The organism is Thiohalocapsa halophila, assembly GCF_016583825.1.
GTDB lineage: Bacteria > Pseudomonadota > Gammaproteobacteria > Chromatiales > Chromatiaceae > Thiohalocapsa > Thiohalocapsa halophila.
Genome location: NZ_NRRV01000005.1, coordinates 1 through 12,344, shown reverse-complemented (window position 1 = coordinate 12,344; position 12,344 = coordinate 1). Strand labels below are relative to the sequence as shown.

Annotated in this window: 12 protein-coding genes; 3 read left to right on the top strand and 9 right to left on the bottom strand. The window is 65.0% G+C overall.

All coding sequences use genetic code 11. From position 1 onward, the window contains the following. Window positions 1-1,537: 1,537 nt before the first annotated feature. Entirely contained in the window at window positions 1,538-2,263 is a 726-nt protein-coding gene (locus CKO31_RS03220; RefSeq protein WP_200234034.1) for a hypothetical protein, read from the top strand. Between the two features lie 772 nt (window positions 2,264-3,035). Here the strand turns inward: CKO31_RS03220 and CKO31_RS03215 are convergent. Continuing rightward, complete coding sequence (locus CKO31_RS03215; protein WP_200234032.1) at window positions 3,036-3,533, bottom strand: DUF302 domain-containing protein; 498 nt, start codon at window positions 3,531-3,533, stop codon at window positions 3,036-3,038. 347 nt (window positions 3,534-3,880) lie between these two features. Between CKO31_RS03215 and larE the strand changes: the two genes are divergently transcribed. Next, window positions 3,881-4,675 (top strand): ATP-dependent sacrificial sulfur transferase LarE, encoded by a 795-nt coding sequence (gene larE, locus CKO31_RS03210; RefSeq protein ID WP_200234030.1) that lies wholly within the window; start codon window positions 3,881-3,883, stop codon window positions 4,673-4,675. Between the two features lie 41 nt (window positions 4,676-4,716). Here larE and CKO31_RS03205 read toward each other — a convergent pair whose 3' ends face one another. The 7 genes from CKO31_RS03205 to CKO31_RS03175 all read right to left on the bottom strand — a co-directional run bounded on the left by CKO31_RS03205 (window position 4,717) and on the right by CKO31_RS03175 (window position 9,931). Further along, the gene (locus CKO31_RS03205) at window positions 4,717-4,998 is read right to left on the bottom strand and encodes a cupin domain-containing protein (protein WP_200234022.1); all 282 of its coding nucleotides are present in this window, start codon (window positions 4,996-4,998) and stop codon (window positions 4,717-4,719) included. A 416-nt stretch (window positions 4,999-5,414) separates the two neighbouring features. After that, window positions 5,415-6,425 (bottom strand): transketolase family protein, encoded by a 1,011-nt coding sequence (locus CKO31_RS03200; protein ID WP_207147932.1) that lies wholly within the window; start codon window positions 6,423-6,425, stop codon window positions 5,415-5,417. Further along, complete coding sequence (locus CKO31_RS03195; protein WP_200234020.1) at window positions 6,422-7,384, bottom strand: thiamine pyrophosphate-binding protein; 963 nt, start codon at window positions 7,382-7,384, stop codon at window positions 6,422-6,424. The genes CKO31_RS03200 and CKO31_RS03195 overlap by 4 nt, the downstream gene beginning before the upstream one ends. Window positions 7,385-7,559: 175 nt before the next feature. Then, a complete protein-coding gene (locus CKO31_RS03190; RefSeq protein ID WP_200234019.1) occupies window positions 7,560-8,195 on the bottom strand; it encodes a hypothetical protein in 636 nt (211 codons plus the stop codon). 54 nt (window positions 8,196-8,249) lie between these two features. After that, window positions 8,250-8,996: a YciK family oxidoreductase gene (locus CKO31_RS03185; RefSeq protein ID WP_200234018.1), complete on the bottom strand. Its 747-nt coding sequence runs from the start codon at window positions 8,994-8,996 to the stop codon at window positions 8,250-8,252. A 310-nt stretch (window positions 8,997-9,306) separates the two neighbouring features. Then, entirely contained in the window at window positions 9,307-9,747 is a 441-nt protein-coding gene (locus tag CKO31_RS03180; RefSeq protein WP_200234017.1) for an FKBP-type peptidyl-prolyl cis-trans isomerase, read from the bottom strand. Window positions 9,748-9,790: 43 nt separating this feature from the next. Next, a complete protein-coding gene (locus tag CKO31_RS03175; RefSeq protein ID WP_200234016.1) occupies window positions 9,791-9,931 on the bottom strand; it encodes a hypothetical protein in 141 nt (46 codons plus the stop codon). 353 nt (window positions 9,932-10,284) lie between these two features. Here CKO31_RS03175 and rimO point away from each other — a divergent pair, with 353 nt between their 5' ends. Further along, complete coding sequence (rimO, locus tag CKO31_RS03170) at window positions 10,285-11,661, top strand: 30S ribosomal protein S12 methylthiotransferase RimO (protein ID WP_200234015.1); 1,377 nt, start codon at window positions 10,285-10,287, stop codon at window positions 11,659-11,661. A 211-nt stretch (window positions 11,662-11,872) separates the two neighbouring features. Here the strand turns inward: rimO and CKO31_RS03165 are convergent, their stop codons facing one another. Further along, window positions 11,873-12,109, bottom strand: coding sequence for an ISAzo13-like element transposase-related protein (locus CKO31_RS03165; protein WP_322789085.1), 237 nt, complete (start codon window positions 12,107-12,109; stop codon window positions 11,873-11,875). Window positions 12,110-12,344 lie beyond the last annotated feature (235 nt).

Sequence of the window (12,344 nt, the reverse complement as noted above, 5' to 3'; positions counted from 1 at the left end):
TCAAGGCCTCCTACGTCCCCAGCCATGGCCGGGCCCCGAGGATGCCATGATTTGTGTCGGAGTCCTAGCCGATGCCGACCAGTAATTCCGCTTACGATCCGCCACGTACACCCGCTTTTGCGACCAAGGAAAAATGACCGGGAAATGCTATCCGCCAATATATTTTTATGTGCCACATGAGATTTTTACGGAAATCCCGAATGATGAAGCCGAATTTCTCAAGTGGGAGGAGAGAGGCGAATACCACGGTGTCGCTTCGTGGGTGGTGCTGACTTACCTAAGAATACGCGAGTCGCAGTTGCATGTAGAGTTCATTCGCAGAGTGCCGGACAGTGGTATTGTTATCACGCATGCGCGGATACTAAGAGACATGCCGGTGATAGTGCCGCCCCAGGTCATGCTCGTTTGTATCGAGGGAGATCGCGGGCGCAGTGCCGCCGCGGCGGTTCACCTTGTCCAGAATCCTGTCCAAGAGTCAAGAGCGACCCCCTGGCGCCGAATCTATATACCATATTGGACACAACCTGGTTTGATTCCACGACGATCCGATCGTGGCAATCGTTTCGAGAGTTTAGCGTTTTTTGGCAACCAGTTTAATCTAGCCCCAGAACTCCACGAGGAAGCCTGGACGAATGAGCTTAACAGAATGGATTTGCAATGGGATTTGCGTCTAAGTCACGAACGGTGGTATGACTATTCAGGTGTTGACGGAGTTATAGCAATTAGAAGCTTCCGCGGGCATTGGAACGAGATTTGGAAACCCGCGAATAAACTATTCAATGCTTGGGCAGCTGGAGCAATCCCGGTTGTAGGGCCTGAAAGCGCGATGTTGCACCACGGGACCCACAGGCGGGACTGCATGATTTGCCACAGTGTGGAAGAGGCTATCAGTTGCATTGCGGAACTAAAAGAATCTAGCGAGCTACGAGCATTGCTGCGTGCTAATGGGGCGGAGCGCGCGATGAATTATCGGCGGGCAGCTGTAGCAAGGTTGTGGGGTGACCTTATCGAGACAGTGCTTGTGCCGATGTATTGGGAGCGGTCACAGAGCTCGGCCAAGCGCTCATTGCATCGAATACAAGCTGCCACGACCTATCTCCTGGATTGGGGTGACCGCTACCGCCGTTATTTCGGAGGTCGCATAGCCGCAAGATTTCGGGGAGAGGTATTTCGCGGTTATGTCTAACCGTACAGCTTCCGTGGACGACGGTGCGATTTAGGGCCTTGATCATAAGTCCGTCCAAAACCCAGCGTTGTCAGTTGTTTTGCCTTCGCGAAGCGCGACAAATCAGGCACTTAGTCTCGAGCGCTGGAGGCCGGCGCAGAAAGTGGTCGGAGTTATGATCAAGGCCCGATTTAGGCGTAGTCACCGGATGGGATCGCGAAGTCTCATGAAATGCGCTGGGTAACAGCGACGGCAGCGCTGGGGAGGCCCAGAACCTGGAGAGAGCGTGCTTGGGCGGTCGGAAAATAATCGCATCACTTTATGGGGGTCTCTATGGCTTCGAAGATTGTGGGACTGGTTCGCGCAGCGTTGATGAAGAGAGCGGTTCGTGCTGTTTTAGCGGTGGGGCTGGTGGTTAGTCCCGCGCCGAGCTTGGCTTTCAACTGGGAGCCGACCGAGAAGCAGTTTTCGCTTTTCCCGGAATATTGCAAGGCGGTTATGTCAAATTATATTGACAATCGTAGGGGGCGGTGGTCGATTCAGTTCCCGAGAAACATGGAGAAGATCGAGTTTTGGCAGCGACGGGTGGCACAGGATTGGCATCATATGCACCATTTTTGCAAGGGCATCGCTAACATTTCCGCGGCGTGGGAAACGGGGCTGAAAGGGAAGACCGCGCGTGACCGATATGACGCGTTTCGAGTGGCAGCAAGGGAGTTGCATTATTCTTTCATACGATCAGACCCGGATTATCCATTCTGGGAAGTGATCGGGTTGAAGTATGTCGAGGCACTGCATGGTGCGAAGAGGCGTGGGGAAGCGCACGAGGTTTTGGCAAGGATTATTAAAGAACGTCCGCGGAGTAAAGAAGCGTATCGGCTTGGCGCGCGATTACGTAGGCGTGAAGGGCGACTAAACGAGGGCATCACGTATCTCGAAGCAGGGCTTGACGCGGGAGCCGAGGCTGGCGGGTTACTCTATTCTTTGGCAAACCTCTACCATGAGTTGGGGGATTTTGCCAATGCGCGTGAGGCGATGACGCGAGCAAAAGCAGCGGGGATGAAGGTGGAGAGATTAAAGCGGCGATTAAGCGATTGAAGTCCGCTGTGGAGCGGGAGCTTGGATCTGTGTCCAGGGCGGGGTCAAGCGGCGCCCAGGTGGACGGCATCAGTTTGCGCTCTTGGCGATAGTCGCGAAGGGCAACAGGGCGCTGTACGTTAGGGGAACGTGGTTTCTCAATCTAGTTGGGTTTGAGATAGTGCAGTCCTTTGCGATGTCGGGCGTCGGTCATAACTCCGACCCCGTGCTGTGCGTTGTCCACTTTCCTGCGCGAAAGCTGGGGCGCACACTCTGGGTTCCGTCGCGTGGGTGGCGTGATGTTTGGAGTTATGATCCGTGCCAGATGTCGCTCTGAGTGTGTAGTAATGCCTTCAAGCAGGTGACGGTTGCGACGACAGTGCAGCTCGCGGATGGGCTTGCCGGGGATGGAGGCGACTAGGGCGGCGACGAAGCCGGCGGTTGGGTGCCAGAGAGGACCTGGTCGGACAACGACGGGCAACAGTTAAACTATGGCGGCTCGAAAGTAGAGAGCCTCTTTATGGGCTCAGGCGTGAGGTCGCCTGCGAAAACCTGATGAAGCAGCGTCAGCGAGCATCTGATATGCGGTGCAAGCCAGATGTGCCAAAAGGGTGAGAAGCCTGTTTGGATTGACCGACGCCGGCGGACGGCATACCCGCTTCTGACATAAGGCGGCCAGTTCTGGCCGGAGAGCTTCGGCTGAAGACGTTCCTGAGACGCCATACCGGTGTGGCGCAGTCGGGAGACTGGTCGAGCTTCGACACATCGTAGTGGTGTAGCCCCTGCCGTGGGGTTACAGCTCCCCGTTCGCACCCGCCTGCATGATCGACTCGATCTTGTCCCGCACCATCTTCGCCTTCTCCAGCAGCTCGGGCGAGAGGTTGGCGCTTGGGATGATCTTGCCGAGATCCAGGGTTACGAGCCAGGGCTTGCCGTCGGCGTCTTCGAGGAGGGTGATGCGGCAGGGCAGGTAGGCCGAGAAGTCCGGGTTGAAGATGACCATCTCGTTGGCGATGCGCGCGTCGCAGAACTGGAAGATCTCGATGCGATTGGTCTCGATGTCCATGGCTTCCAGCTCTTTGTAGAGCGGCAGATGGGCGACGAGCTTGAAGTTGAGCGTATTGGCGCGGAGCTTCATCGAGTCGACCGCATCGTCCATCGAGACGTCGTCCGCCAGGGGCATCTTCAGCACCGTCTCGGAGATGGAAATCCCTTCCGCGGCGGTGGTGGCGACGGGTGCACCCAAGAGCGCGGACAGCAGGACAATGATCAACAGGACTTGGTTGCGCATCGGAACGGGGTCTCCTCTTGCAGCCGCCGTCGGGACCGCGGTGCGCAGGTCCGACGGGGCCTTAGTTGTGATCTGCGCCAGCGCCAGGAGCGGCCGGGCGCAGCGCGGTCGATGATGCGCCGGCGTTTGGTGCCGACGTGCCCCGACATTGTGACGATTTGGCCGCGCTGTGCCAATCTCTCCGGCGTCGACAACTGACGCCGGGCAGTCGGGCTGTTTCCACAAGCACGGCGCACGGATGCCGTTGGCGCGATGCCCTATACTCGGCGGCTGGCCGGAGATCCGCGGCTGTGGTGCCGCGGCATAAGCTGACAATATCGGCCGAGAGAGACCGCCGGAGGCAGCCGATGGATGCGAGATACGAAGCCCTAGTGGATCGCCTGCGCGGTGCCGGTGGCGGCATCGCCATAGCATTCTCGGGCGGGGTCGACAGCGCGTTGCTGCTGGCCTGTGCCCGTGAGGCCGTCGGGCCGGAGAAGGTGCTGGCGCTGACCGCCGTGACCCCTTACATGGTGCGCCAGGAGATCGGCGATGCGGTGGCGGTGGCCGCGGAGCTGGGCCTGCGGCACGAGCTGGTGGAAATGGACATGCCTTCCAGCATGGAGGATAACCCGCCGGATCGTTGCTACCGCTGCAAGCACCGCATGTATCAGCTGCTCATGGAGCGTGCGCGGTTGCTGGGGCACGATACGGTGCTGGATGCCAGCAACCTGGATGATGCCGAGCAAAGCCGCCCCGCGCTGCAGGCGCTGCGCGAGCTCGGTATCGGGACGCCATTCATCCAGCAGGGCATCGACAAGGAGGCTGTTCGTGCCGTCTCCCAGGCGCTGGACCTGCCGACCTGGCGCAAGCCGAGCAACGCCTGTCTGCTGACCCGATTGCCGCACAACCGTCCGGTGTCCATGCGCGAGCTCCAGCGGGTGGAAGAAGCCGAGCGCCTGCTCCAGGACATGACCTTCGAGTCCGTGCGGGTGCGCAGCCACGGCAGCCTTGCGCGTATCGAAGTGGCGCCGTCACAGCGCGAGCGCTTGATGCAGCGGGCCGACGAGATCGGCAAGGCGCTGCAGGGGTTGGGCTTCCGCTATGCTTGTCTGGACCTGTTTGGCTATCGCCACGGGAGTATGGATGAGCCAGGCGCCTGATGCGCGAGGCCCTGATCGCGGCGCGGTAGGCGCGTCGCCGGCTACTGGAAGTCGTAGTGCTTTTCCACCGCCTGGGTGATCTCCCAGGTGCAGGACAGCCCGGCGGGGAAGGTGATCAGGTCCCCGCGGCCGAACTGCTGCGGCTCGCCGCCCTCGGGCGTCACCGTGAACTTGCCGCGGACGATGTAGCAGGTCTCGGTTTGGTCGTAGGTCCACGGGAAAGTGGACGGCTCCTTCTTCCAGACGGGCCATTGCTCGACGCCCAGCACCTCCAGCTTGGCGGGGGAGGGCTTGCGCTCGCAGAGGATTTCGAGATCGGACATGGAAAGGGTCTCCTTGTAAGAAAGGCGTCTGTCTGGAAAAAGACTGTCACCACGAAAGCCGCGAAGAAGAAGGGCGAAGCGCGATCCGTAGGGTGGACGAGCGAAGCGAAGTCCACCGGCTCCCGCTCTAGATCCTGCGCGTATCCGCGTGGTCGGAGTGATGATCGACGCGTAACGCTCGCCTGACCCGCGCGGTATAGAGCCGAGACACTGTCGTCTGCTGCGCCCTGGCTTTTGCTTGGTGGTTTCGAGCCGAGAGCTATGGCCGAAAACCACCGAGCCAAGCATGGCTTACCGGGGAGCGGATAGGGCACACGCAGGGCGAGCTCCAACAGCGTTTCGGGGTGGATTTCGCTTCGCTCATCCACCCTACGGCTTCGGCTTCTACCGCGAGAGTCCGGGCAGACGGCAAGGAATCAAAGGTCTTCGGTCTTCTCGGCGGCCGAGAGCGTGCCGAGCCGCACTGCGGCGAGGTCCGCATCCTCGATGCCGAGGGGCGTCTGCGCCAGCGTCTCCGCCGCGCGCACCAGGGCCGCCGCATCGAGCCCGTATTCGCGCAGCAGATACGCCTTGCCGGCACCATGGGCATAGGTGTCCTTGAGCCCGAGGCGCAGCAGGCGGCGGCCGACAGCGTGCTCGGCCATCAGCTCCGCCACCGCGGCGCCGAGGCCGCCGATGACGCTGTGGTTCTCCATGGTGATCACGCCCAGGCGCACGCCGGCCACCGCCTCGAGCACCGCCGGGTCGTCGAAGGGCTTGAGGGTGGACACGTGCAGGTGCCGCACGCCGAGCCCCTTGGCGCGCAGTGCCGAGGTGGCCCGCAGCGCCTCTTCGGTGCAGATGCCGCTGGAGACGACGCACAGGTCGTCGCCGTCGGCGAGCTTGCGGCAGCGCCCCAGCTGCATCGGCGCCTCCGCCGGAAACAGCCGCGGCACCTCGCCGCGGAGCTGGCGGATGTAGACCGGCCCGTCCACCGCCTGGGCCACGTCCAGCACCGACGTCACCTCGGTGGCGTCGCCCGCCTCCAGCACCGTCATGTTCGGGATGAGCCGCATCAGGCCGACATCGTCGATGGCCTGATGGGTGACGCCGCCGGGAGTCGTCAGCCCCGGCAGAAAGCCCACCAGCCGCACCGGCAGATTCGGATAGGCGATGGCCATGGCCACCTGATCGAAGGGCCGGCGCGTCACGAACACCGCAAAGGTGTGGATGTAAGGAAAGAACCCTTCGCGGGCCAGCCCGGCGGCGAAGCCCATCATGTTCTGCTCCGCCATGCCCAGCGAGAAAAAGCGCTCCGGGTAGGTGTCGCGGAAGCCGTCCGCCTCGCAGGAGGATGTCAGGTCTGCCGACAGCACCAACACCTCTGGGCGCTGGGCGGCCCAGCGCACGAAATGCTCTCGGTGCGGGCGGGTGACGGTCTCGATCATGCCGGCGCCTCCACGCTCAGCGCCGCCAGCAATTGCTGGTACGCCTGGCGCTCGGCGTCGGACTTGAACCGCAGGTAGTGGAGCTTCGGCGCGCGCTCGCGCATCAGCTCGACGCCGCGGCAGGGGTCGGTGCGGGCGATGACCGCGAGCGGGCGGTCGCCGCCGCCGAAGCCCTCCGCGGCGGCCGCCAGCGCATCGCTGTCGTGCCCGTCGACCTCGTGCACCTCGGCACCGACGGCCCGCAGGCGCTCGGCGAGCGGCTCGATGGTCATGGTGTCGGCCATGGCGCCGTCGCACTGCTGGGCATTGGCGTCGATGTAGACGCCGAGGTTGCCGATGCGGTGGTGGGCGAGTGCCGCGAAGGCCTCCCAGGTCTGGCCTTCCTGGAATTCGCCGTCGGACATGAACACCCAGACCCGGCCCGTCTCGCCCTTGAGCCGCCGCGCCAGGGCGATGCCGCCGGCCTGGCTGAGCGCCTGGCCGAGGGAGCCCGCGGTCACCTCGTGCCCCGGCGAATGCTCGGCACCGATGAGCTCCACGGTGCTGCCGTCCTGGTTGAAGGCGTCGAGTCCGTTCGGGCCCAGCCGGCCGAGCTCGATGAGCAGCGAGTAGAGCACCAGCGCATAGTGCACGGGCGAGAAGATGAACCGGTCCAGCGCCGGGGCCCGTGGGCCGTTGTAGTCGGCGCCGGTGAAGGCGTCGGGGTTGTCCGGCCCCGGCACGCCGGCGAAGGGCCGCGGCACCAGCGGCGCGGTGCTTGGCCCCAGGCGCAGGACACGCAGATACAGCGTCGCCAGGGTCTCCGCGGACGAGCACGCCTGGCTCAGGTAGCCACCGTTGTTCTTCAGCGTATAGTCCAGCACCCGGCGGCGGACGGCGTCGGCGACGCGGCGCACCTCCGATGCGGGGCTGTCGGCGGCGCTTGCGGCAGGGCTGGCTGTGGCGGCGGCTTGCGACATGTCTCTAGGCTCGGGGGCTTGGCGGCGGCCGGGAAAGCGGAGGATTGTAGCGTGCAGGTCCGTAGGCCCGTAGGGTGGACAAGCGAAGCGTAGTCCACCGTCTTGGCGGTCGGGCGCCGCGCACGGGGTGGATTTCGCTTCGCTCATCCACCCTACGGGTACTCTTTGCCGATGTTCAGCCGGTGTACTGCGGGCGTGTGGCCAGGTACAGCAGCGGCCCGAACAGCGGCACATGCTGCCAGCCGGGTGCGGGCCCGAGCCCGCGGCGGCGGCGGTCCGTGCCGGCGGCCAGGTGCAGGGCTGCGGTGAGCGCCAGCAGGTCCGCGCTCATCACGGCAATGAACTGCGAGCCCGCGAGCTGCTCCGCATAGGCCGCCGGGCTGCCGGCGATCAGCCCGAAGCCCACCAGCCCCAGCGCGATTGCCAACAGAATCCAGCCCGCCACCCGTGAGCCGATGGCGCGCACGAAGGCGCCCGGTGTCGTCTTGAGCGGCGCCCGCGGGTTGCGCAGCACCAGATAGGGCAGCAGGATGATCCCGCCCAGGAAGTAGGCGCCGATGGCGAAGGGCCAGGGGCTCACCGGCGATGCGGGCCGGCCCGGGTCGAAGAGCAGGATGGCCAGGAAGGCCGTCGGCAGCAGACCCAGCAGGTTGAATACGGCAATGGCGATGGGGTCCACGCGGCTGGTGTCCGCCACCGCCAGCGCCGTGACCTCGCCGAGGAAGTCCGCGGGCGGCGGCGGGGAGAACAAGAGCCAATAGCCCACCAGCGCGAGCCAAAGCCCGGCGTAGACGAAACGATCCAAACGCATGGTTGCCGACTCGCTCGTCAGTGCTCGAATACGCAGGCAGCCGGCATCGAGGGCTCAGTCGCCCTGCGCCGAGAGCGCCTGCCCGGTGGTGCCGGCGGCGTCCGGGCCGAGCAGCCACAGGTACGCAGGCACGGCCACATCGGGCGTCGGCAGGGTGTTCGGGTCTTCTCCGGGGTAGAGCTGGCGCCGCTGCGCAGTGCGCAGGACGCCCGGGTCCAGGCTGTTCACGCGGATACGGGTGCTGTCGCGGGTCTCCTCCGCCAGCACCTGGGTGAGCCCTTCAATGCCGAACTTGGCCGCAGCGAAGGCGCCCCAGTAGGCGAGCCCGCGGCGACCGACCCGGTCTGCGGTGAACACCACCGAGGCGTCGTCGGCGGCGCGCAGCAGCGGCATACAGGCCTGGGTGAGCAGGAAGGGCGCCGTGAGATTGATGCGCGTGACCCGCTCCCATTCCTTGGCGTCGTAGTCATCCACCCGGCTCAGGAAGGGCACATAGGTGGCGCAGTGCACCAGCCCGTCCAACCGCCCGAGCTCGTCGCCCAGGGTGGTGGCGACGCCGAGATACAGCTGCTCGTCCGCCTGTTCCAGGTCCAGCGGCAGGCTCGCCGGCTCCGGGCTGCCGTCGGCTTCGATCTCGTCGTAGACCGTCTCCAGCTGGGCCTCGTCCTTGGCGCAGAGCACCACGGTCGCACCATGCCGGGCGGCGCCGCGGGCCACGGCTCGGCCGACACCCTCGACGGCGCCGGTGACGAGGATGATGCGGTCGCGCAGCAGATCGGGGCTCGGGTCGTAATCCTGCATGAGGCGGGTCGTGTGCTGTGGTCGGCCTGAAAAACGGCTAGGCTAGCATCTCGGCAACCATCGACCCATGGTGAAACGCAATCGCCGAAGACCCCGCGGCCGATCTCACGGCCGGGCCTGCCCGGCGTGCAGCCGTGCCATGATCGCGTGGACGCGAAGGGGGCTGGGGCAAGAGTCTCCTGTAGCGCCGTGGGTCGGGCTGAGGCGCGAAGCCCGACACGGTGCTGGCTGGAACTGCCGGCTTGTCGGGCCTCCTGGCGTCGGCCCGACCTACGAGCGCAAGCTCAGGGGGCGGGGAGCCACGCCGGCTTCAGCGGATGGTAAGAACCTGCACTCGCGCGTGCAGCCCGCGGTGGGCGAGCGGATGGTTGAAGTCCACGCGCACGTGCTGATCCGTCACGGCCAGCACGGTGCCGGGTGTCTCTTGGTCACCAGGGGTGCTAAAGGCGATGACCTGCCCGGGCTCGGCGGTGAAATCCGCCGGCAGATCGGCCACCGGCAGCTCGTGCACCAGCTCCGTGTCCGGCGCGCCGAAGATCGCGGCACCCTCGGCGAGCAGCCGGGTGTCGGCGCCCGCCGGCAGGTCGAGCAGCATCTCCTCCAGCCCGGGCGCTAGCGTGCCGTCGCCCATGGTGAAGCTGAGCGGCTCGTCGTCGAAGGTGGACAGCACTTCGGTGCCGTCCTCCAGCGTCAGGGAAAGATGCAGCGTGACTCGGCTCTGCGGGCCGATGCGGGGTGTGTCATCAGGCATGGGCTGGGGCGGCGCGCTGCCGGCGGCACACGCCCGCGCGGTATCAGACCAGCAGTTCTTGAGTTACGAACAAGTAGCCGACCGTGACGGTGACGACGGCGACCGTCAAGTACGGGATCAACAGGCAAACGCCGGGGAGGTCGTTACACACCTTGCTGAGTCGACAGAGCTTGCAGTTCTTCATGGCCTCGATCCTCACCTGATCCTGGTGTCGTGATGGCGACTAAAGCGGCGTCGGCGGCTGGGTCGGATGCTGGCGTAGCACCCGCATCGGCGCTCCGCAGCCGGGTGCATGCAGGTTTATACCTAGACTATCGCCCAGTTTCGCTTGGATACTTAGCAAAATCAAGGAGTCTTTGTTGTTCACTCTGCGGCACACGAAAGGCGGTGGGGCGCATCGGCTGGCGCGTCTTCGGCAGCGGGCCGGGGCGGGCTATCTTTGATGCTGCGGCCGCCGGTGCTCAGAGCCACATGTCGGCGTTGTCCCGGCTCGGCACCCGTGCCTACCATAGGCAAACGCCCAAGCATCGGAACAGCATGTCACAGTCAGCAACCACCGTCGGCGACGCCGCACCCGGCAGCGGCCCGTCCGTTCCCCAGGTCGGCTTCGTGAGCCTGGGGTGCCCCAAGGCGACCGTGGACTCCGAGCGCATCCTGACGCAGCTCCGGGCCGAAGGCTACGGCATCTCCCCGGACTACGACGGCGCCGACCTGGTGGTGGTGAACACCTGCGGCTTCATCGACGCGGCCGTCGACGAGTCATTGGCCGCTATCGGCGAGGCGCTGGACCAGCACGGCAAGGTCATCGTCACCGGCTGCTTGGGCGCGCGCGCGGATGTGATCCGCGAGACCCATCCCCGCGTCCTCGCCGTCACCGGCCCGCATGCCTATGACGAGGTTATGGACGCCGTCCACCTGCACCTGCCGCAGCCCGAGCACGAAGCCCCGCGCCCCTTCACCAGCCTGCTGCCGGAGACGGGCATCAAGCTGACGCCCGCGCACTACGCGTATGTGAAGATCTCCGAAGGCTGCAACCACCGCTGCAGCTTTTGCATTATCCCGAGCATGCGCGGCGATCTGGTGAGCCGGCCGGTGGGCTCGGTGATGGCCGAGGCGGCCCGGCTGGTGGACAGCGGCGTGCGCGAGCTGCTGATCATCTCCCAGGACACCAGCGCCTACGGGCTGGACATCAAATACCGCACCGACTTCTGGCAGGGCAGGCCTCTGCGCACGGACACCGAGACGCTCGCCCGCAGCCTCGGGGAGCTGCCCGCCTGGGTGCGGCTGCACTACGTCTACCCCTATCCCCACGTGGACCGCCTGGTGCCGCTGATGGCGGATGGGCTGATCCTGCCCTATCTCGACATGCCGCTCCAGCACGCGAGCCCCAGTGTGCTCAAGGCCATGCGCCGGCCCGCGGCGGCGGAGAAGGTGCTGGAGCGCCTCGCCGATTGGCGGCGCATCTGCCCCGAGCTGGTCATGCGCAGCACCTTCATCGTCGGCTTCCCCGGCGAGACCGACGCCGACTTCGACATGCTGCTGGCCTTCCTGCACGAGGCGCAGCTGGACCGCGTCGGCTGCTTCGCCTACTCGCCCGTCACCGGCGCCGCCGCCAATGACCTGCCGGCCCCTGTGCCCGAACCGATGCAAGAGGAGCGCCTGGAGCGCTTCATGGCAGCCCAAGCCGAGATCAGCCGCGCCAAGCTCGCGGCCCGCGTCGGCCAGCGCCTCACCGTGCTGGTGGACGAGGTGCTGGAGGAGCAGGTCATCGCCCGCAGCTACGCGGACGCCCCGGAGATCGACGGCACTGTCATGATCAACGGCGCCTGGGAGCTTTCACCCGGGGACTTCATCGAGGTGGACATCACCGACAGCCTGGAGCACGACCTGGTGGGCGATCCGGTCTGCGATTGATCCAGCGGCCGGGTATCCGCCAGGGATGCGAGGCGCCCAACACGACCGTGCGGGAGCCATAGGCGATGCCCGCCCCAAGCTTGACCATCGTCACGGCCCGATCGCGGCAGGGATGGCGCTCCCACAGCGCCAGAGGGGCCCGTGGGAGCGGCATCCTTGCCGCGACGAGCCGGCGTCGCGGTAAGGCGGTTTCCAGAAAATTTTATACCGCTCATGCGGGAGCGCAGGCGGGTCGGATGAGGATATCCCACTTCGGCAAATCGGGGTTGCGCAGCAGCCGCGCTTCGACTTCGCGCCTGGCCTTGTTGGTTAGGGTGACCCCCTTGGCGTAGACCTCGCGTGAAAGGTTCACGACGGGGTGAAGACCTTTCCAGGTCATGGTTTTGGCCCATTCGAGCATGGTGTCGGCATCGAGCAGTTGGGCGCCGTTCCAGTGTTGTTCGAGGATGCCCCCAGCAGTTCCAAATTTAAAAGCATGATGTTATGAAGGACTTTTCACAAGTTACTGGAGAGTCCGATGGTCCTGAGGCCCAAGCCCGAGCCCAAGCCGGAGTCCAAGCCCGAGCCCACTACGCAGCGGTTCACGGCGGCAACGGTGGTGACGAGGATCCGCCGAGCGCTGGACGAGCTGCCGGACGCGCGCAAGGGCGGCAACAACCAGCGTTACGCGATGGGCGACGCGG

Bases quoted from the DNA above. Each gene is read 5' to 3' on its own strand.
- CKO31_RS03220 (WP_200234034.1), top strand. From the start codon at position 1,538: ATGAAGAGAGCGGTTCGTGCTGTTTTAGCGGTGGGGCTGGTGGTTAGT.
- CKO31_RS03215 (WP_200234032.1), bottom strand. From the start codon at position 3,533: ATGCGCAACCAAGTCCTGTTGATCATTGTCCTGCTGTCCGCGCTCTTG.
- larE (WP_200234030.1), top strand. From the start codon at position 3,881: ATGGATGCGAGATACGAAGCCCTAGTGGATCGCCTGCGCGGTGCCGGT.
- CKO31_RS03205 (WP_200234022.1), bottom strand. From the start codon at position 4,998: ATGTCCGATCTCGAAATCCTCTGCGAGCGCAAGCCCTCCCCCGCCAAG.
- CKO31_RS03200 (WP_207147932.1), bottom strand. From the start codon at position 6,425: ATGATCGAGACCGTCACCCGCCCGCACCGAGAGCATTTCGTGCGCTGG.
- CKO31_RS03195 (WP_200234020.1), bottom strand. From the start codon at position 7,384: ATGTCGCAAGCCGCCGCCACAGCCAGCCCTGCCGCAAGCGCCGCCGAC.
- CKO31_RS03190 (WP_200234019.1), bottom strand. From the start codon at position 8,195: ATGCGTTTGGATCGTTTCGTCTACGCCGGGCTTTGGCTCGCGCTGGTG.
- CKO31_RS03185 (WP_200234018.1), bottom strand. From the start codon at position 8,996: ATGCAGGATTACGACCCGAGCCCCGATCTGCTGCGCGACCGCATCATC.
- CKO31_RS03180 (WP_200234017.1), bottom strand. From the start codon at position 9,747: ATGCCTGATGACACACCCCGCATCGGCCCGCAGAGCCGAGTCACGCTG.
- CKO31_RS03175 (WP_200234016.1), bottom strand. From the start codon at position 9,931: ATGAAGAACTGCAAGCTCTGTCGACTCAGCAAGGTGTGTAACGACCTC.
- rimO (WP_200234015.1), top strand. From the start codon at position 10,285: ATGTCACAGTCAGCAACCACCGTCGGCGACGCCGCACCCGGCAGCGGC.